Source organism: Neobacillus vireti (assembly GCF_001026695.1).
In the GTDB taxonomy this organism is placed as follows: Bacteria; Bacillota; Bacilli; order Bacillales; family Cytobacillaceae; genus Neobacillus; species Neobacillus vireti.
The window spans coordinates 45,515-65,257 of sequence record NZ_LDNB01000017.1; the positions used below are offsets into that span (position 1 = coordinate 45,515).

General features: G+C 39.8%; 22 protein-coding genes. 17 read left to right on the forward strand and 5 right to left on the reverse strand.

Going from position 1 to position 19,743, the window contains the following annotated elements; translation table 11 throughout:
* Window positions 1-123: 123 nt before the first annotated feature.
* From AA980_RS20405 to AA980_RS20420, 4 genes are all read left to right on the forward strand, one after another.
* Window positions 124-1,437, forward strand: coding sequence for a 6-phospho-beta-glucosidase (locus AA980_RS20405; protein ID WP_024028230.1), 1,314 nt, complete (start codon window positions 124-126; stop codon window positions 1,435-1,437).
* Window positions 1,438-1,460: 23 nt separating this feature from the next.
* Window positions 1,461-1,769, forward strand: coding sequence for a PTS lactose/cellobiose transporter subunit IIA (locus AA980_RS20410; RefSeq protein ID WP_024028229.1), 309 nt, complete (start codon window positions 1,461-1,463; stop codon window positions 1,767-1,769).
* A gap of 59 nt (window positions 1,770-1,828) precedes the next feature.
* On the forward strand, window positions 1,829-2,536 hold the full coding sequence (chbG, locus tag AA980_RS20415) for a chitin disaccharide deacetylase (protein WP_024028228.1): 708 nt from the start codon (window positions 1,829-1,831) through the stop codon (window positions 2,534-2,536).
* Between the two features lie 235 nt (window positions 2,537-2,771).
* Window positions 2,772-4,136 (forward strand): Nramp family divalent metal transporter, encoded by a 1,365-nt coding sequence (locus AA980_RS20420; RefSeq protein ID WP_024028227.1) that lies wholly within the window; start codon window positions 2,772-2,774, stop codon window positions 4,134-4,136.
* A gap of 87 nt (window positions 4,137-4,223) precedes the next feature.
* On the opposite strand, the gene AA980_RS20425 is transcribed toward AA980_RS20420, so the two are convergent.
* The 4 genes from AA980_RS20425 to AA980_RS20440 all read right to left on the reverse strand — a co-directional run bounded on the left by AA980_RS20425 (window position 4,224) and on the right by AA980_RS20440 (window position 8,073).
* Window positions 4,224-4,673, reverse strand: a complete 450-nt coding sequence (locus tag AA980_RS20425) for a S1 domain-containing RNA-binding protein (RefSeq protein ID WP_024028226.1) — start codon at window positions 4,671-4,673, stop codon at window positions 4,224-4,226.
* A gap of 170 nt (window positions 4,674-4,843) precedes the next feature.
* Window positions 4,844-5,827 (reverse strand): GMP reductase, encoded by a 984-nt coding sequence (gene guaC / locus AA980_RS20430; protein WP_024028225.1) that lies wholly within the window; start codon window positions 5,825-5,827, stop codon window positions 4,844-4,846.
* 227 nt (window positions 5,828-6,054) lie between these two features.
* Window positions 6,055-7,038, reverse strand: a complete 984-nt coding sequence (locus tag AA980_RS20435; RefSeq protein ID WP_024028224.1) for a ring-cleaving dioxygenase — start codon at window positions 7,036-7,038, stop codon at window positions 6,055-6,057.
* Between the two features lie 216 nt (window positions 7,039-7,254).
* Window positions 7,255-8,073 carry a S1 family peptidase gene (locus AA980_RS20440; protein WP_024028223.1) on the reverse strand — a complete coding sequence of 273 codons (819 nt, stop codon included), beginning with the start codon at window positions 8,071-8,073 and terminating at the stop codon, window positions 7,255-7,257.
* A gap of 136 nt (window positions 8,074-8,209) precedes the next feature.
* Here AA980_RS20440 and AA980_RS28080 point away from each other — a divergent pair, with 136 nt between their 5' ends.
* The 7 genes from AA980_RS28080 to qoxD all read left to right on the forward strand — a co-directional run bounded on the left by AA980_RS28080 (window position 8,210) and on the right by qoxD (window position 13,813).
* Entirely contained in the window at window positions 8,210-8,344 is a 135-nt protein-coding gene (locus tag AA980_RS28080) for a hypothetical protein (protein WP_268926637.1), read from the forward strand.
* 53 nt (window positions 8,345-8,397) lie between these two features.
* A complete protein-coding gene (locus AA980_RS27335; protein WP_156351180.1) occupies window positions 8,398-8,547 on the forward strand; it encodes a hypothetical protein in 150 nt (49 codons plus the stop codon).
* A 121-nt stretch (window positions 8,548-8,668) separates the two neighbouring features.
* Window positions 8,669-9,670, forward strand: coding sequence for an LLM class flavin-dependent oxidoreductase (locus AA980_RS20445; RefSeq protein ID WP_024028222.1), 1,002 nt, complete (start codon window positions 8,669-8,671; stop codon window positions 9,668-9,670).
* Window positions 9,671-10,007: 337 nt separating this feature from the next.
* Entirely contained in the window at window positions 10,008-10,925 is a 918-nt protein-coding gene (qoxA, locus tag AA980_RS20450; RefSeq protein ID WP_024028221.1) for a cytochrome aa3 quinol oxidase subunit II, read from the forward strand.
* Window positions 10,926-10,982: 57 nt separating this feature from the next.
* On the forward strand, window positions 10,983-12,926 hold the full coding sequence (gene qoxB, locus AA980_RS20455; RefSeq protein ID WP_024028220.1) for a cytochrome aa3 quinol oxidase subunit I: 1,944 nt from the start codon (window positions 10,983-10,985) through the stop codon (window positions 12,924-12,926).
* A gap of 3 nt (window positions 12,927-12,929) precedes the next feature.
* On the forward strand, window positions 12,930-13,526 hold the full coding sequence (qoxC, locus tag AA980_RS20460; RefSeq protein ID WP_024028219.1) for a cytochrome aa3 quinol oxidase subunit III: 597 nt from the start codon (window positions 12,930-12,932) through the stop codon (window positions 13,524-13,526).
* Window positions 13,527-13,528: 2 nt separating this feature from the next.
* Complete coding sequence (qoxD, locus tag AA980_RS20465; RefSeq protein ID WP_024028218.1) at window positions 13,529-13,813, forward strand: cytochrome aa3 quinol oxidase subunit IV; 285 nt, start codon at window positions 13,529-13,531, stop codon at window positions 13,811-13,813.
* A gap of 38 nt (window positions 13,814-13,851) precedes the next feature.
* Here the strand turns inward: qoxD and AA980_RS20470 are convergent, their stop codons facing one another.
* Complete coding sequence (locus AA980_RS20470) at window positions 13,852-14,097, reverse strand: hypothetical protein (protein WP_024028217.1); 246 nt, start codon at window positions 14,095-14,097, stop codon at window positions 13,852-13,854.
* Window positions 14,098-14,404: 307 nt separating this feature from the next.
* On the opposite strand from AA980_RS20470, the gene AA980_RS20475 reads away from it, so the two are divergent.
* From AA980_RS20475 to AA980_RS20500, 6 genes are all read left to right on the forward strand, one after another.
* Window positions 14,405-15,373 carry an ABC transporter ATP-binding protein gene (locus AA980_RS20475; RefSeq protein ID WP_024028216.1) on the forward strand — a complete coding sequence of 323 codons (969 nt, stop codon included), beginning with the start codon at window positions 14,405-14,407 and terminating at the stop codon, window positions 15,371-15,373.
* Window positions 15,366-16,883, forward strand: a complete 1,518-nt coding sequence (gene opuFB / locus AA980_RS20480; RefSeq protein WP_024028215.1) for an osmoprotectant update ABC transporter permease/substrate-binding subunit OpuFB — start codon at window positions 15,366-15,368, stop codon at window positions 16,881-16,883. The genes AA980_RS20475 and opuFB overlap by 8 nt, the downstream gene beginning before the upstream one ends.
* Before the next feature lie 103 nt (window positions 16,884-16,986).
* Window positions 16,987-17,301: a thioredoxin family protein gene (locus AA980_RS20485; protein WP_024028214.1), complete on the forward strand. Its 315-nt coding sequence runs from the start codon at window positions 16,987-16,989 to the stop codon at window positions 17,299-17,301.
* A 57-nt stretch (window positions 17,302-17,358) separates the two neighbouring features.
* Window positions 17,359-17,538 carry a DUF2187 family protein gene (locus tag AA980_RS20490; protein WP_047771960.1) on the forward strand — a complete coding sequence of 60 codons (180 nt, stop codon included), beginning with the start codon at window positions 17,359-17,361 and terminating at the stop codon, window positions 17,536-17,538.
* Between the two features lie 220 nt (window positions 17,539-17,758).
* On the forward strand, window positions 17,759-18,790 hold the full coding sequence (locus AA980_RS20495; protein ID WP_024028212.1) for a threonine aldolase family protein: 1,032 nt from the start codon (window positions 17,759-17,761) through the stop codon (window positions 18,788-18,790).
* 66 nt (window positions 18,791-18,856) lie between these two features.
* The gene (locus AA980_RS20500; RefSeq protein ID WP_024028211.1) at window positions 18,857-19,588 is read left to right on the forward strand and encodes a gamma-glutamyl-gamma-aminobutyrate hydrolase family protein; all 732 of its coding nucleotides are present in this window, start codon (window positions 18,857-18,859) and stop codon (window positions 19,586-19,588) included.
* The last annotated feature ends 155 nt before the right edge of the window (window positions 19,589-19,743 follow it).

A 19,743-nucleotide genomic window follows, 5' to 3' on the forward strand; every position in this document is an offset into this window, starting at 1 on the left:
TTCAAATGATTTTAACCAAAAGCCCTGGGACATTCAGAATTCCACTGAAAAGAACCCAGGGTCATACTTATTGCTCCAAGAATAAAGCCCGATAAATGATGATACAACCAGAGGTGTGATGGAATGAAAACAGGTTTGAAAATTGCTACGATTGGCGGGGGCTCAAGCTACACCCCTGAACTAATTGAAGGATTTATTCATTATTATAATGAACTGCCAGTTCAAGAAATATGGCTTGTGGACGTGGTAGACGGGAAGGAAAAACTTGAAATTGTCGGTAACTTGGCAAAAAGGATGGTGAAAAAGGCCGGTGTTCCAATTGAAATCCATTTAACTTTAGATCGAAAAGAGGCGTTAAAATCTGCAGATTTTGTCACTACGCAATTCCGGGTCGGTATGCTTGAAGCGAGGGGGAAAGATGAAAGGATTCCCTTGAAGCACGGTGTTATCGGGCAGGAGACCAACGGGCCAGGCGGCTTATTTAAAGCGCTGAGAACCATCCCTGTCATCCTTGATATATGCCGGGAGATGGAGGAGCTTTGTCCAAATGCCTGGTTGATAAACTTTACGAATCCAGCTGGTATGGTGACGGAGGCAGTGCTTCGTTTTAGTAATATTGAAAAAGTCGTTGGATTATGCAATGTGCCGATTGGAATGGAAATGGGGGTCGCCGCGCTCTTAGGCGTTGATCCAAACAGAGTTCGGATTGATTTTGCCGGCTTAAACCACATGGTGTACGGATTGGATGTTTTTGTCGATGGGATATCTGTGAAGGAGCAAGTGATGACGTTATTAACGGACCCTGAAAAGAGTATAACGATGCAAAACATCCATGCGATGGGATGGGAGCCCGAGTTTTTAAAGGCATTAAATGTTCTCCCATGCCCTTATCACAATTATTATTATAAATCAGGAGAAATGCTGGCAGAGGAACTGAAAAATTATCAGGAAGGCGGCACTCGTGCAGAGGTGGTCAAAAAACTGGAGGCTGAGTTGTTTGAGTTATATAAGAATCCTGAGCTAGCCATAAAGCCGCCGCAGTTAGAGAAGCGGGGCGGCGCTTATTATAGCGAAGCCGCCGTTAGGCTGATTCACTCCATATATACGGATAAACGAGATATCCAGACTGTAAACACACGGAACAACGGTGCGATTTCAAACCTTCCTTCGGATTCTGCGGTTGAAGTCAGCTGCATTATTACTAGTGTTGGACCAAAGCCAATCGCAGTGGGCGAGTTGCCAATGCAAGTGAACGGTCTTGTCCAGCAAATAAAATCATTTGAACGGGCCGCTATTAATGCTGCCATCAGCGGTGATTATGGCACGGCCTTACTAGCGATGACCATTAATCCGCTGGTCCCAAGTGACCGAATTGCGAAGGTTATTTTAGACGAAATGCTGGAGGCACATAAACGATACCTTCCACAGTTTCATTAAGTTTTAGAAGGGGGTAGAAACAGGTGGAAAACTTAGAAACAGTAATTTTTCAAATAATCCTTCATGGCGGGAACGGAAGAAGTGCAGCGATGGAGGCAATTCAGGCAGCAAGGAAAGGTGACTTTGAAGGATCAAAGGATAAATTAAAGGAGTCCGCTGATGCCTTGAATGAGGCACATCATATTCAAACCTCTTTGATTCAAGGGGAGATAAGGGGCGAAAAAACGGAAATTTCCTTGCTAATGGTGCATGCGCAAGATCATTTAATGAATGCGATGATGGTTAGGGATTTGGCTGTGGAAATGGTTGAACTTTACCGCAGAATCCAATAACTGATCAAATGGCAGGACCCCTGAACATGGTGAAGGCAATCCGATAAGGATGATTAAATATGATTAAATTAATAATAAATGCAGATGATTTTGGGTTAAGCAGAGGTGTAAACCACGGAATCATCGATAGCTATTTGTATGGAGTGGTCAATTCAACGACAATGATGATGAATATGGCGGGAACGGACCATGCGATTCAATTGGCCAAAAAAACCTCAGGACTAAGGGTAGGCGTTCATCTAGTTCTAACGAGCGGGAAACCGATTGCAACGGATGTGCCGACATTGATTAGTGAAAATGGCTATTTTAAATCGTTGGCTGCTTTTAACAATGGCAGTGACCTTTCCTTGGCTGAGGTAGAAAAAGAATGGACTGCTCAAATCGAACGATTTATCGCTTCTGGTCTTACCCCTACTCATTTCGACAGCCATCACCATGTCCATACGCTGAAGGAACTGGAGCCCGTGGTCAAGAAACTAGCTAAAAAATATCGGCTTCCGGTACGCAGAAATGGTTGGATTGCGATAGATGGGGTTGAACCCTACGCTGACTTGTCGCTGTTCGATTTTTACGGAGAAGGAGTTACTGAGGATTATTTTTCAACGTTATCAACACGGATTAGAGATGGGACGACCGTTGAGATTATGTGTCATCCAGCCTTTGTAGATCATTCACTCATTAACAGGTCTTCCTATACGTTTATGAGAATGACTGAGCATAAGATTTTGACAACGGTCACCTTACCAGAAGAAATGGTTTTATTATAATAGGAAAGAAAAATAGGGGTGCAGGGCACCGTCGATATTTGGACGGTGCCCTGCACTTTTTTGCTGTAATCTTTTCCATAAAACAAAAAGTTGCATTCAGGCAAAAAATATTTACAAGTACAAGAAACCATGTTACTATACTTGCATATATATAAATGAGTAAACGAGATTTCTTAAAAAGTTGCATTAAGGAAACTGATTTAGTTTAATGCAATTTTTAAAGGGGGAATGTTTGATGAGTACTCAAACGCAAACAAAACCTGCGGTGGAAGAGCAGGGTTGGCTAAAGAAGAGCTCAAATAAAAGTTTAGAAGAGGTCCATAGCACCGTGAGTGTTCCAACTAAAGGTGGTTTTTGGCGGAAGCTTTTGGCGTTTGCCGGGCCAGGTTCCCTGGTTGCCGTTGGCTATGTTGATCCAGGAAACTGGGCGACATCGATTGCAGGTGGGGCACGTTTTGGTTACACTCTGTTGATTGTCATTCTTCTTTCTAATTTAATTGCAATGCTTTTGCAGGCATTGTCAGCAAAACTTGGGATTGTAACAGGAAGGGACTTGGCACAGGCAACACGAGATGCAACGGGGAAGAAAACTGGTTTTTTCCTTTGGATACTAACAGAACTTGCCATAATCGCAACCGACTTAGCTGAGGTCATCGGTTCTGCGATTGCCCTAAATTTATTGTTCGGCATTCCTTTATTATTAGGGATCGCAATTACTACCTTGGATGTATTGCTCCTGCTTTACTTACAAAAGAAGAGCTTTCGCATAATTGAATCTATTGTCATCGTGTTAATGGTAACTATTTTTGTTGTATTTGCCTTTGAGGTGATTGTCTCTAAACCGGAAATTTCGGCTTTGTTTGGTGGATTTGTTCCGAAAATGGAAATTGTTACAAACCCAAGCATGCTCTTTATCTCTCTCGGGATTTTAGGGGCAACGGTCATGCCGCATAATTTATATTTGCATTCCTCCATTGTTCAATCAAGACAATACAAAAGAACAATCGAAGGAAAAAGAGAGGCAATTAAATTTTCGTTAATTGATTCCACATTTTCTTTAACCGGTGCTTTTTTCATTAATTCAGCTATTCTAATACTTGGAGCAGCTGCCTTTTATGGAACAAATTTAAATGTATCAGAAATTGAAGCAGCCTATGAATTATTAAGTCCAACATTAGGTGTAGGGATTGCTAGTACATTATTTGCAGTTGCCTTACTTGCTTCGGGGCAAAATGCGACGATAACTGGAACGATAAGCGGGCAAATTGTCATGGAAGGATTTATTCAATTACGAATTTCACCATGGCTTCGCCGTTTGATTACCCGATTATTAGCAGTTGTTCCTGCCTTTATTGTGACATGGGTGGCAGGATCAAAAGGAACTGGTGAACTATTGTTGTGGAGTCAAGTTGTATTAAGCCTGGCACTTCCATTTGCCGTTATCCCTTTAGTGTTATTTACAAGTGATAAAAAGAAAATGGGTGAATTCGCCAATAAATTACCAGTAAAAATATTAGCATGGGTTTGTACCGTTGTGATTGTGGCATTGAATATATTTTTAATTGGTTATATTATCGTTACCGGACAAGAATTAGGTTAGAAAAAAAGATCGCCAGAAGGCGATCTTTTTTCGTATCTTAAATTTGGAATGAAAGAGGAGGCGAGATGCCTCAACTTTTGGAACGGGTTACCCGCGTCTTCCGCCTCTACCGCCTCTTTTTGTTTCTGTGTTTCGCTTGAGGCTAGATAGATTTTCTTCACTTGCTTTTAAAAACTTAGCCATCTTATCTTCGAAATTTTCTTTTGGTTTGAAACTTCCTTTTGAACGGAAGTCTTTTGAACGACTATCCACTCTTCCTTGCCGCGGCGGGCGTTGTGAATAAGAAGAGGATTGTCCCTCGGGCCTATCTATTGCTTTTTTTATCGATAAGGCAGTTTTTCCGTCTTTCTCACTAATCACCTTTACTTCAATCAGATCGCCAATCTTGAGATGGTCATTAACATCTTTTACATAGCTTTCTGCAACCTCACTGATATGGACAAGACCTGTGGAGCCTCCAGGCAATTCAACGAACGCTCCAAAATTAGTGATTCCTGTTACTTTTCCTTGGACTTTACTGCCGACTTCTACTGACATATTATTATTGTTCCCCCTCAATAAAGTTAACAACTTATAATTATAACAAACTTTTTAAAAAAATCAATTCCATAAAATGGGATAAAAAATGAATATCGTCTCTATTGTTGAGAAAGAAAAAAGATGAGCAGGTATCAAAGTACCGCTCATCTAGTTAAAATTTATGATTATTAATATATCTTATCCCCGTTAAAGATGGAATTCTTAACGACGACATAATCAACATTACGGATGGATTCTAATTTATTTCCTCCAGCATACGAAATAGAAGATTGCAAATCTTGTTCCATTTCAATCAAAGTATCGTTTAAAGAACCCCTGTACTCGACAAACATTTTTTTGCCTTCAACATTTTTCTTTTCACCTTTTTGAAATTCCGATGCCGAACCAAAGTATTCTTTATAGAGCTTGCCATCTTTCTCAACGGTTTCTCCTGGTGACTCTTCATGTCCAGCAAATAAGGATCCAATCATGACCATAGTGGCGCCAAATCTGACGGATTTGGCGATATCTCCATGGGTCCGAATCCCGCCGTCAGCAATAACAGGCTTACTTGCTGCCTTAGCACACCAACGTAGTGCCGCCAATTGCCAGCCGCCCGTTCCAAAGCCTGTTTTAATCTTGGTGATACATACTTTTCCAGGTCCAATGCCCACTTTGGTTGCATCTGCACCGGCATGTTCTAGTTCTCTTACTGCCTCAGGAGTGCCGACATTTCCAGCAATAACGAAGCTTTGCGGTAAATGCTTCTTAATATGCTTAATCATATCAATCACAGCGTTGGAATGACCATGTGCGATATCAATGGTAATGAATTCAGGCGAAAGTTGTTCTTCTGCTAATTGCTGGATGAATAGATATTCTTCCGCTTTGACGCCAACACTTATTGAGGAAATTAATCCGCGGGATTTCATATCTTTAATAAAAGCTATGCGCTTTTCTGGTTCAAAACGATGCATCACATAGAAGTAGCCATTTTCCGCTAAATATACCGATATCTTTTCGTCGATGATTGTCTGCATATTTGCTGGCACAACGGGTAATTTAAATTTATGGCCGCCCAATGTTACAGTTGTATCACACTCAGATCGGCTATTTACTATACATTTTGCTGGAATCAACTGAATATCTTCGTAATCAAATACATTTTCCATAAACCGCACCCCTAAACACGAATATTTAAGTAATTTTTAATAAAAAACGTTCGTACATTGGTAATGTACATTATTTTTAAAAGGATGTCAAAGAAAAAAGGGGGGAGGAGATAAAGAAAACTCGCCAATTGGCGAGCCCGTTAGGGCGAAGACAGAGGCATAGTTGCACTTTTCTATTAGCCAAAATAAAAAAGCCCAGTGGGCTTTTTTATTTGGATTAACTAAGTTTAATTGTATTCTTTCACTAACTCTTTTGTACTTCTTACGGTATCAATCGGGCGGACAAATTTCTCAATTTGATTTCGTTTTGGTTCTAAGAATGGAGGCAGGGATAATTTCTCTCCGAGTGTTTCATACGGTTCATCTCCCATAAATCCGGGTCCGTCTGTCGCAAATTCAAATAAAATTTGCGGTGCCACTCTAACATATAATGACCCGAAGAAGAAACGGTCAATAAATCCAGAGGTACCAAACCCGAAGCCTTCTATCCGTTTCATCCATTCTTCCAAAACTGTACGATCTTCAACACGGAAGGCAGCATGGTGAACGGTACCAAAACCTTGTTGGGATGAAGGAAGAACTGCATTATATTCGACAACCACTTGGGCTCCATTTCCTCCTTCACCCACTTCAAATAAATGAAAAGAACCTTCTTGATTAATTTCTTTAAATAACAGAACTTTTTCCATCATTTCTTTAAAGTAATCAAAATTTGCCACGCGAACAAAGATGGGTCCTAATCCAGTGATGGCAAATTCTAATGGAATCGGTCCTTTTTGCCATGGCGTACCGCTCACAACCCCTTGATTATTTTCATCTGAAATCAATTGGTATTGTTGGTCATCAAAATCGACAAAAGACAGCGTCTTTTTACCGAATTGTTCTTTAATACCGGTATGCTTGATTTCTAAACGATCAAACCGTTTTAGCCAATATTCGATGGCAGCATCACTTGGTACACGGAAAGAAGTTTTTGAAATCTCGTTCGTCCCATGGACACCTTTAGGAATGCCAGGAAAATCAAAGAAAGTCATATCAGTTCCGGGGCTGCCAGCATCATCAGCAAAAAATAAATGATAGGTCTGAATGTCATCTTGATTGACCGTTTTCTTTACTAAACGCATCCCTAAAACATACGTGAAAAATTGATAATTCTTTTCAGCGCTGCTTGTAATCGCTGTAACATGGTGAATTCCTTTTAGTTCGTTCATTTTATCTCCTCCAATTAATCTCAATTTTTGTGTATTTATATGATTCCAATTGTGCCTGTTCACTACTCAGGAAATAGTGAATCTAGGACCAAAGCAGTTAATAAATTCGCATAAGCAACTGCCTTGATTTCAAATATCTTTAATTCGAGATAAATGATATCATGGTTTATGATTAATGTCAATGGATAGAAGGGGGACAAGATGCCTGTCCCCTCATCAGTTGATTTCATCCAGGATTTTTTGTATGTAAAAGGAAGGTATTGCAGCCCCAAGAGTTTCTTTTGTTTCAATAGTAGGGTCCTGTATCGTGGCGAAGATGACACCTATTACTTCTCCATTTTGATTTATAACTGGACTTCCACTATTGCCTTTATAGATGGGTGCCTTAATCATCATAACCGGAGCATCCAAGTCTTTTAACATGACTTTACCGACAATCGTGCCTTCATTCGCTATTTGGGTAAAGGCTAGCGGGTTGCCAATAAAGGTAATTTTCTCGCCTTTTTGCTGCTCCCACTCTTTTTCAATAGCAAGCGGCAGAACGGGGAGGTTTTTCGCCTCGATAACAACAATCGCAAGATCAATTTCTGGATGATTTGCGATGACCTGTCCAACAAAGGATTCCCCTGTACTTAAATGTACATTTACTCTTTCTGTATTTTCAACGACATGTGCATTTGTTACGATTAACCCATTGGAAGCGATAGTAAAGCCTGTTCCTTTTATCCCATTCCATTCAAGGGTTACAACAGATTTTTTGTATTCCCTTACTTCAGGTTTTTTCGAAAGCCTATTTGACACCTCAATAAAACGGATTGCCGGGAGATTAAAGACATCAAACCACATTCCTAATCCACTTATTAATAAGGCAAACACGAGTAGTGAACTAATTATTTTAGCGATTACTCTTTTCCGCCTTTTTCTTTGTGCTTTTTCTTTCTCCCATTCTTGAGGCTCTTCACCTGCAAAGAAGGCATCCCAATCCATTTCTTCATCCAACTGTTCTTGGTTATTATCCTTATTTTCCTTCTCCATTATTACTCCTCATATGATGGTTGTATATTCCTATTGTATCAATTTTTACAAACATATTTAAAAGAAAGTGTTTAAAGCCATGAAAGAATGAACAATTTGTTTAAGTTCATAATAAGTACAAATAGGAGGGAATAGCATGGATCAGAAATATAACACGAACGATGATGCCACTGTAGAATTGAAAAAGGCGTTAAGAAAAAGTCAACCTAAGAATAACCCAATTATGAGTGAAGCAGAGAGAAGGCTGAAAAATCAAGGAAGGAATAGCTAGTGTGAATAAAAAAGGATAAGATAGCCATTTTTTAAATTGTAGAGGTGAAAATAATGCCAAAGAAAAATCCAATTGAGTATACAGGAAAGGTCCTGGACCAAAGAAATAACTTGACTGGTCCTGACGATGAAGGTAAGGCATCCTATCCGGAACGCCCAAAACATGTACCTATTCAGGAGTCGAATAGGAATATGGTGAAATAGTTAAAATGGTGAATTTGGTAATATCCAAGGACTGAATTTGATTCCATAAGCATTTAAGTTTGTTTCCTGTATTTCAATTGTTACTATAAAAGTAATCTTTTTAATGAAAGGACAAATTTAAATGGCAAACATTCATATACCCGTCTCTGTCTTAAATCTAGCTCCGATACGGGAGGGGCAGAATTCCAAACAATCCATTGAAGCAATGGTGGATCTTGCACAAGCAGCCGAAAAAATGGGGTATCAACGGTATTGGATTGCGGAGCATCATAACTCTCCGACGCTCGTCAGTTCAGCAACGTCAATCTTGATTAAACATACATTAGAGCATACCAATCACATTCGTGTTGGATCTGGCGGGATTATGCTTCCTAACCATTCTCCGTTAGTGGTAGCTGAACAATTCGGTACGATGGCCACGATTTATCCGAATCGTGTCGATCTAGGTCTAGGCCGCGCACCTGGCACCGATATGATGACAGCCAATGCCCTAAGACGCTCGAAAAATGATTCTGTTTATACATTTCCAGATGATGTTAAGTCATTACTTACCTATTTTGGTCCGGAAGAACAGCAAAGTTATGTTAGAGCCTATCCAGGTGTTGGCACAAATATTCCGATTTATATCCTTGGCTCTTCCACGGATTCCGCTTATTTGGCAGCAAGAATGGGTCTTCCCTATGTATTTGCCGCCCATTTTGCACCAAGATTCATGGAAGAAGCGATTTCGATTTATCGTGACCGCTTCCAGCCGTCAGAGTTTTTAGACAAACCATATATGATGGTCTGTTTAAATGTCATTGCAGCGGAGACAGATGATGAAGCCAACTGGTTATCAACAACGAAGCACCAATTTTTCCTGAATGTGGTACGTGGTTCGCGGAATCCGTTACAGCCGCCCGTTGAAAACATGGATGAGCTTTGGAATCCAATGGAAAAAGAAATGGCCGCATCGATGTCAAGTGTGACATTATTGGGAAGCAAAGAGACAGTCAAACAACAGTTGAACCGTTTTCAAGAAAAATATAACGTAGATGAAATCATGGCTGTGTCCTATATTTACGATCCTAATAACCAAAAACGTTCGTATGAAATTCTGAAAGAAGTAGTAGATGGAAAATGATGAAATAATAATAAACCACTGTTGAAAGAGAATAAAGTGTCAGGCACCATCCAAAATTGGATGGTGCCTTTGTAATTGTTATCCTGATATTAGCCATCCTTTTCGTGGTTTATCGAATACCAAAACTCTCTATGATAGTAAATTTCCATCCAAAAAGCTAATAATTTGCCCAATAATTCTATTCTGAATAGGTGAATATGAACATTCGGTGACACATTTCATTTGGAGGTGTCCTTTCTAACGATTTGGTATTAAGATATATCCAAGAGTGTGATTTATATCACATATTAATTTAAAAAAGGTTTTCTAGAATAATAGAAAGGGGAATTACTAAAAAATGAAATGGGCTTTATTGTCACTTCTTTTTACTATAGCCACTGTGCTAACGGGTTGTGAACCATTAAAGGTTTTGGATCCTAAAGGACCGCAGGCAGCCACACAAGCCAAGGACATTATGCTGTCAATCGGAATTATGTCGATTATTGTTCTGGCCGTTTTTGGTATCCTGATATTTATGCTGACAAAATATCGTGCATCGAAACAAAGTAAAGATTATGAGCCTCCCCATATTGAAGGGAGTTTGCTAGTTGAAACAATTTGTGTAGGAATTCCAGTACTAATAGTCATTTTCCTCTCATTTGTATCTGTTCAAAGTAACTATAAAGTTGAAGCGAAACCGGCGGGGTATGGTGATAAAGAACCATTAATAATTTACGCATCCTCCTCCAATTGGAAATGGCATTTTAGTTATCCGGAAGAAAACATTGAAACAGTTAATTATTTGTACATTCCAACAGACCGGCCAATTGAATTTAAGCTTTATTCCTATGGACCAATCACGAGTTTCTGGATTCCTCAGCTTGGAGGACAAAAATACGCGATGTCTGACATGGTCAACACGCTGCACTTAGCAGCAGATGTTCCAGGTGAATATATGGGGCGTAATGCGAACTTTAGCGGGAAGGGCTTCGCTGAAAATACGTTTAATGTAAAGGCGATGTCTGAGACTGAATTTGATAAATGGGTTAAAGAGGTTAAGAAAACCGCAAAACCTTTGACAGAAGACAAATTTACCGAATTACTTAAACCGGGTCACCTCGGGCAGTCCACGTATACTGGAACCCATTTAGGATTTTTGCCACCACCTGAAGGGGAACATGGCGGACACAACCATGGTTCAGGTCATTCTATGAACATGGAAAAAGATGAAAAAGCAAGTGAAACTAGTTCAGAATCAGAACATCATCACCATTAATAGTTTAAATGTTTGAAACGATTGGAAAAAAATTCTCCTGAAAGGAGTCAAATTAGTATGGATTTCTTTGATCGCTTTGCCATCCCAAATCCAAGTCCTGTGATTTATGCCTCGATGGTTGCTATTGGTCTAACAGTTATCGCAATCATCGCCGGGGTAACTTATTTTAAAAAGTGGGGTTATCTATGGCAAGAATGGTTAACAACTGTTGACCATAAACGGATTGGGATTATGTATTTAATCTCTGCACTTTTAATGTTATTCCGCGGTGGGGTGGACGCAATTATGATGCGGGCACAGCTGGCTGTTCCTGATAACAAACTGCTAGATGCTCAGCACTATAATGAAATTTTCACTACACACGGAGTCGTCATGATTATCTTTATGGCGATGCCATTTATTATGGCATTAATGAACTTTGTTGTGCCATTACAAATAGGCGCGCGCGACGTAGCGTTCCCGCGTTTAAATGCCTTAAGTTTCTGGTTGTTTTTTATGGGTGCAATGCTCTTCAACATTTCTTTTGTTATCGGAGGCTCACCTGACGCCGGCTGGACTTCGTATTTCCCGCTGGCAGGTACCGATTTTAGTGAATCGGTAGGGACGAATTATTATATGATTGCAATTCAAATTGCCGGTATCGGGACCTTAATGACTGGGATCAATTTTATCACGACCATTCTAAAAATGAGAGCACCAGGGATGACATTAATGAAAATGCCGATGTTCACGTGGGCTTCATTAGTAACGAATGCGATCATCGTTTTTGCTTTCCCAGTATTAACCGTATTACTGGCAATGGGAACAATGGATCGTTTATTTGGGACGCATTTCTTTACAACGACGAATGGCGGCATGGATATGCTTTGGGCGAACTTCTTCTGGGTTTGGGGACATCCCGAGGTGTATATCTTAATTTTACCGGCATTCGGGATTTACAGTGAGGTAATCTCAACCTTTGCTCGTAGAAACCTTTATGGATATAAATCAATGGTCGGCTCAATGGTGATCATTTCCCTATTATCATTCTTAGTCTGGACGCACCATTTCTTTACTATGGGTCAAGGGGCCTTAACAAATAGTATCTTCTCGATAACGACCATGGCGATAGCTGTACCGACAGGTGTGAAACTGTTTAACTGGCTGTTCACGCTTTGGAAAGGGAAAATTGAGGTAACGACACCAATGCTATATGCACTGTTGTTTATTCCGACCTTCACAATTGGCGGGGTAACAGGGGTTATGCTTGGTATGTCAGCTGCAGATTATCAGTACCATAATACGATGTTCTTAGTTGCTCACTTCCACATGGTAATTATTCCTGGTGTTGTATTTGCCATGTTGGCTGGCCTTACGTACTATTGGCCAAAAATGTTTGGGTTTATGTTAAATGAAAAAATCGGTAAGTTGTCTGCATGGGTTATTTCCATGAGTACCTTATTGGCATTTATCCCTATGTTTTTCTCTGGCTTGGATGGGCAGGCACGCCGGATGTACACTTATTCCGAATCAACTGGATTTGGACCGTGGAATATGGTTTCGTTTATTGGTGCAGCAGGGCTTGCTGTAGGGTTTGCGTTAATCGTATACAATATCTACTACAGCACTCGCTACGCTTCAAGGGATATTTCAGCAGATCCATGGAATGCACGTTCATTAGAATGGGCAACACATACGCCAGTGCCTTCATATAATTTTGCCATCTTGCCGCATGTGAAATCATCTGAAGCATTATGGGATGCAAAAAAACATGGTCATGAATTGTTTCCAGGTGAATATGAAAAAATCCATATGCCAAATAATAGCGGTGTACCGTTTATCATGAGTTGTATTTTCTTTGTTTGGGGATTTTCCTTTGTATTCAGCTTATGGATACCACTTATTTTGACCACAATCGGAATTTTTGTATGTATGGGACTTCGTTCTTTTGAAAAAGATCACGGTCATTACATTTCCGTTGATGAAATCGAAGAGACAGAAAATAATTTGCGAGGTGCTTAACAAATGAAAATAGATAACTCGCTGCCACTTGAATATAGTACGGATGAAAATAGTAATAAAATCTTGGGATTTTGGATTTTCCTTGGCGCAGAAATTATGCTGTTTGCAACGCTTTTCTCAGCCTATTTCACATTAGTGGACCGTACGGGAACAGGGCCAACAGGGGCAGAGATTTTCGAAATCACTCCCGTCCTAATTGAAACCATATTGCTGTTAACAAGTAGCTTTACCATAGGTCTTGGCATCCATGCGATGCGGATCGGGAATAAGAAAGCAATGCTGGCATTCTTTACCATTACATTGCTGCTAGGTCTTGGGTTTTTAAGTTTTGAAATCTTTGAGTTTGTTCATTACGTACACATTGGGGCAGGTCTGCAAACCAGTGCCTTCACTGCTGCACTCTTAACGACATTAGGCACACATGGAGCGCACGTAACATTTGGCTTATTCTGGGGATTATTCATCATTTTGCAAGTGAAAAAGCGCGGGTTAACCCCTGAAACAGCGAATAAATCATTTATCTTTTCGCTTTACTGGCATTTCTTAGATGTTGTATGGATCTTTATTTTCAGCTTCGTCTATCTGAAAGGAATGATGTAAACATGAAAGAATTATTCCCGATGAAGCAGGTGATGGGGTTTGTCTTTTCAATCCTCCTTACTACAATCGCAATGGCTGTATATTTTTTAGACATGACCATAACAACTGGCATGACCATTCTCCTTGTTACTGCTTTCATTCAAGCTGCCGTACAGCTTGTAGTATTCATGCATGCTGGTGAAACGAAGGATAAGGGAGCTATATATACGAACGTCTATTACGGACTAATTATTGCGTTGGTCACCGTTTTCGGTACATTATTGTGCATGATTTGGGGTTATATTTAATAGAGCAACGAAAAAGGAGCGTCATTGTCATGACGCTCCTAATTTTTATTAGTTGGTTCTAAATGAATGCCTTTATCTGATGTTTTCAGCATTTCTTCTGTTGCAACGAAAAACACACCCATTAGAAAGATGAAAACGGCGCCCATAATGATCCCGATGGAAATACCAATTAAACTACTGGAACCGTTTGCAAATAAACTATAGAAAAAAGTTAACATTCCAATTGCTAGTAAAACACTTCCAGAAACCTTCACACTATTCAAGATTTTTGTATTTGATACCACATTTCTCATCCCCTTTCTATATATTATTCCCTTTGTTCACAAAATTGTCAAAATTAATTTTTATGAATTATCAGAAATAGTTCAAAAATGCTAGGAAAAGATTAAGCTAAACAGGAAAATACCTTATTTTAAAATCGGGTGAAGATCTATTCAAACCAGAATTTGATGAATAATCTGGTCAAGGATTAATGAAGGCGGTGTTTTCTTTTGCCCAACAATCAAATACCTGTTATCTTAGTAGAAAGAGTAAATTTCCCCTGAATGGCGATGATTTCCAGCCTGACCAGGCAATTTGAGGAGTGAGAGAATGATCCGCTTTGAAAAGGTAACAAAGCGATACCAAGACGGTAACGCTGCGATCAAGCCCCTTGATCTGAAAATTAATGATGGGGAGTTTTTTGTCATAATTGGTCCTAGCGGCTGCGGAAAAACCACGCTGCTCAAAATGATGAACCGACTAATTGAATTAACTGACGGTACCATTTTTGTTGATGATAAAAAAATTAGTGACTACAACATCCACGAGCTTCGTTGGAACATGGGTTATGTCCTTCAGCAAATTGCGCTGTTTCCCCATATGACGATTGCAGAAAATATTGCAGTAGTTCCAGAATTGAAAAAATGGAACAATGAGAAGATTCGGCAGCGAACCGATGAATTGATGGAAATGGTGGGACTGCCGCCAGAAAAATATCGGGGCCGGAAACCGAAAGAACTTTCTGGCGGCGAGCAGCAGCGAATTGGCGTGATACGTGCCCTAGCCTCGAATCCCGGAATTTTATTAATGGACGAACCATTCAGTGCACTTGACCCAATCAGCAGGGAAAAATTACAGGATGATATCCTTGAACTGCAGCGAAAAATTAATAAAACGATTGTTTTCGTTACCCATGATATGCAGGAAGCAATCAAACTTGGAGATCGAATTTGCCTCATGAAGGATGGAGAAATCGTGCAGGTTGGAACCCCTAAAGAAATTATCGAGAACCCGGTCAATGATTTTGTCCGAGATTTTGTCGGGACGCACTCAGCTGCAGTCAAGGATAATATCCGGTTGGAAGACATCATTGAGCAACTCATAACCAGCGATAGTGTGGCAACATCTTCAGTAACTATTCCGGTATCAGCCTCATTAAGAGAGGCACTTATGTTATTAACTGAGCACGAACGCTTGTCAGTGACAAAAGAAGGGCAAATCGTTGGAATGATCACAAGGCAAACGGCTTTACAATATATGGCGGAAGGTTTGCAGGAAGTAGGTATCGGGAATGGATAAATTTGCAGATGTTTTCAAAGAAAGACAATCGCAATTGTGGAGTGCCTTGTTCGAGCATATTGAACTTTCTCTTATTGCCTTATTTTTTGCCATCCTGATTGCGATTCCACTCGGGATTTATTTGACAAAAAAGCAAAGGATTGCTGAAGGGATTATTGGCATTACCGCCATTCTGCAAACAATCCCATCATTAGCTCTATTAGGTCTATTAATTCCTTTGTTTGGCATTGGAAAAGTGCCCGCCATCATAGCTTTAGTGATTTATGCACTTCTTCCTATTCTTAGAAATACATATACCGGTATCAAAGAAGTAGATCCCTCGCTTATCGAAGCAGCAAGAGCGATGGGGATGAACAGTAGACAAAGATTAGTAAAAGTAGAACTTCCGCTTGCCACGCCGGTGATAATGGCGGGAATTCGAACGGCAATGGTGTTAATTGTCGGAACAGCAACATTGGCGGCTCTTATTGGCGCTGGAGGATTAGGAGACATAATTCTTCTCGGAATTGACAGAAATAATTCAGCATTGATTATTCTTGGTGCAATCCCAGCAGCCGTTCTTGCCATTCTTATTGATATATGCTTGCGGCAATTTGAACGAATATCTTTCAAAAAGACCTTGATTACTTTTGTCGTAATCGGAGCGGCAGCACTCCTTACCATTACGATTCCGTCGATTACAAGCCATGACCAAAAACAAATTGTCATCGGCGGAAAACTTGGTTCTGAGCCAGAAATTTTGATAAACATGTATAAATTGCTTATCGAGGAAGATACAGACCTAAAGGTCGACCTTAAGCCTGGTCTCGGTAAAACTTCGTTTGTTTTTAATGCGTTAAAGTCAGGCAGTATTGATGTGTACCCTGAATTTACCGGAACGGCGATTTCGGAATTTTTAAAAGAAACGGCTGAAAGCACGGACAGTGCCCAGGTATATGACCAAGCACGAACTGGCATGTTAAAAAAGTATGATATGGAAATGTTAGAACCAATGAGTTACAACAACACGTATGCCTTAGCGGTTCCAAAGACTTTGGCTGATAGCGAGGCTTTAACGAAAATTTCTGATTTGCAATTTAGGAGCAGCAGCATAAAGGCCGGTTTTACCCTGGAGTTTGCCGATCGTGAGGATGGATATCGCGGGATTCAAAAACTTTATGGCATCGAATTTGCTAACGTCATTACGATGGAGCCGAAACTCCGCTACAATGCGATTAAATCAGGGGATATTGATTTGGTTGATGCGTACTCAACAGATAGTGAATTAAGGCAATATAACCTATTTGTTTTAGAGGATGATAAGCATCTTTTTCCTCCTTACCAAGGGGCACCATTATTAAGAAAGGAAACGGTGCAAAAATATCCGGAAATCAAAGCTGCTTTAAATAAGCTTGCGGGAAAAATAACGGATGATCAAATGCGCGAGATGAATTATCAAGTAAATGTCAACGGTAAAAGCGCTAAAGATGTTGCCAAGCAATTTTTACAAGAAGAGGGATTAATTAAATAATTATACTTATTCAAATTAAGGATTAAATCCTTGCTTTCCAGGTTAAATGATTTTAATCTAAGACTAGCATAAAAACACTACCACGAAGCAGGAGAGATAGAATATGAGGGAAGTCAAAACAGAACAAGAATATCGGGATCAAATCGCAAACGATGAATTGACAGTAGGCATCTTTACCACCACATGGTGTCCGGACTGCAAACGGTTAGCGATGTTCATCGATGAAGTTATTGAAGAGAATCAAGACAAACAGTGGATAAAAATTGACCGTGATGAGTTTCCGGAAATTTCTGAGGAACAAAATGTTATGGGGATTCCGTCCTTATTAGTATTTAAAAATGGCGAAAAATTAGCTCATTTACATAGTGCCAACGCCAAAACACAAGATCAAGTTAGAGAATTCTTAAACAATTTTTAATTACTATTCATTGTATTTCTTAAGCCTTTTTGGAGATTATAATTGCGAGGTGATTGGATGACCACGGCAAAAATTGGCGATGTGATTTCGTTTAAACGTGAGGGAAAAACCCTCGAAGGTGTCGTTTCAGGCATTAGGGAAAATTCCGTAATAGTCCAATACGGTTTTTCAAAAGCCAAAGATGAACCACTTACGACGATCGTTAACCATAAAAATTACAAAATTACTAAAAAATAATTGGAACAGTGGATGGTATCTCTATAACATAATTGTTCAACTTGAAACTGGATTGGGCACTATCCATAAAATTGGATGGTGTCTTCTTTATTTGATTGCAAAACAGTGTAAGTATTCATACTTTGCAATGTTGCCGCTAGAAATTCGCCGAGTGGTAGATAGCTATGTTTTAATAAAAATAATGATACAATGTAAAAAAATAAACTGGGGGCTATTTCTAATGTACAGCTTTAAGAACGATTATAGCGAAGGCGCACATCCTAGAATATTGAATGCTTTAGTGGAATCCAACTTCGAGCAGGAGGAGGGCTACGGGCAAGACCGATTTACCCGAAAAGCAATAGAATTATTAAAGGAAACAATCGGGCGTACTGATGTTGATATTCATCTATTATCAGGCGGAACACAAACGAATTTAACCGCTATTTCAGCTTTCTTAAGACCGCATGAAGCAGCGATTTCCGCAAGTACTGGCCATATACTGGGTCATGAAACGGGTGCAATCGAAGCAACTGGACATAAAATCCTTTCAATTGAAGCAGAAGATGGAAAACTGACTCCGGCACAATTGCAAGCTGTACTAAATGCACATCCAGATGAGCACATGGTGAAGCCGAAGCTCGTTTACATTTCAAATTCGACAGAAATAGGATCGATTTATAAGAAAGATGAACTGGTGCAATTAAGGAATTTCTGCGACGAAAACCAGCTTATTTTGTTTATGGATGGTGCGAGATTAGGATCAGCGCTTTGTTCCGCAGAAAACGACATTTTACTAAGTGACCTACCAAGACTTGTGGATGCTTTTTATATTGGCGGAACCAAGAATGGGGCACTCATAGGGGAAGCGTTAGTGATTTGTCGTGATGCTCTTAAAGAAGATTTTCGTTATCATTTAAAGCAAAAGGGTGCACTGCTTGCAAAAGGGAGACTGTTGGGGATACAATTTCTTGAACTATTCCGCGACAATCTGTTCTTTGACTTGGCTTCGCATGCCAACAAGATGGCAGAATTGCTTAGGACTGAAATAAGTGATGCGAAAATTCCATTTCTGACGGAATCACCATCCAATCAAATTTTTCCAATCCTGCCGAATGCACTGATTACCGAACTTCAAAGGAAGTATTCTTTTCATGTTTGGGAACAAGTTGATGCCGATCATTCGGCGATTCGCCTTGTTACCTCTTGGGCAACAAAAGAGGACAAGGTAGCCGCTTTTATTGAGGATTTGAATAAGGCACTTATAAAATAAATGTACATAGTAGTAGAAATCCCCTATATTAAAAAGGTACAGGAAAATTCCTTAGGGGGAAAAATCATGAAGAAAAAACCGATTATTGGCATAACGGGTGCATATATAAACCATAACAAAAATATGGAAGGGGTATATGTGCATCATGATTATCATCGAAGTATTGCCGCAAATGACGGTATACCGATTATCCTTCCTTTCATTAACCCTGATGTGTCTTTGGAAACACTGCCAATATGCGATGGAATTATTCTCAGTGGGGGAGAGGACGTCGATCCAAAATTTTTCAATCAGGAACCACACCCTCAGCTAGGTCAGGTCATTCTAGAGAGGGATTTAGTAGAGTTAACCATCGTGGAATACGCCATTATGAACAAGATTCCACTGCTTGCGATTTGCAGAGGTATTCAAATATTGAATGTAGCCCTAGGTGGAACATTAATCCAGGATATCCCAAGTCAAGTCAAAGACTCGATCCAACACACTCAAAAGATAGAAAGATACAGGGATTCCCATTGGGTGACTATTTCCAAAGATAGCAAATTATTTCAAATTGTAGGTTCTGAACGTATAAGAGTTAATAGTCTTCATCATCAATCAATCGAAACTGTAGCAACCGATTTACGAATTGTCGCTCAGTCATCCGACGGGATCATAGAAGCTGTAGAGTATATTAATCCGGCCGCATTTATGATTGGGGTTCAGTGGCATCCTGAATCGATGGCAAGTTCAAACCAGTCCATGAATAATTTGTTTGCCGAATTTATTAAAATTAGCTCAAAGGGATCGGATTCGTAATGGTTTAGAGCATGCCAATGAGAAGAAGGTAATCTAAATGATTGCCTTCTTCTTTTAATATTTCAAGAAGATTATCCCCGCGCTATTACATGCACCACTTGATAAAATACATTCTTAATGTTATTAACCTCCGTGATCTTGAGCCCAATTATGAA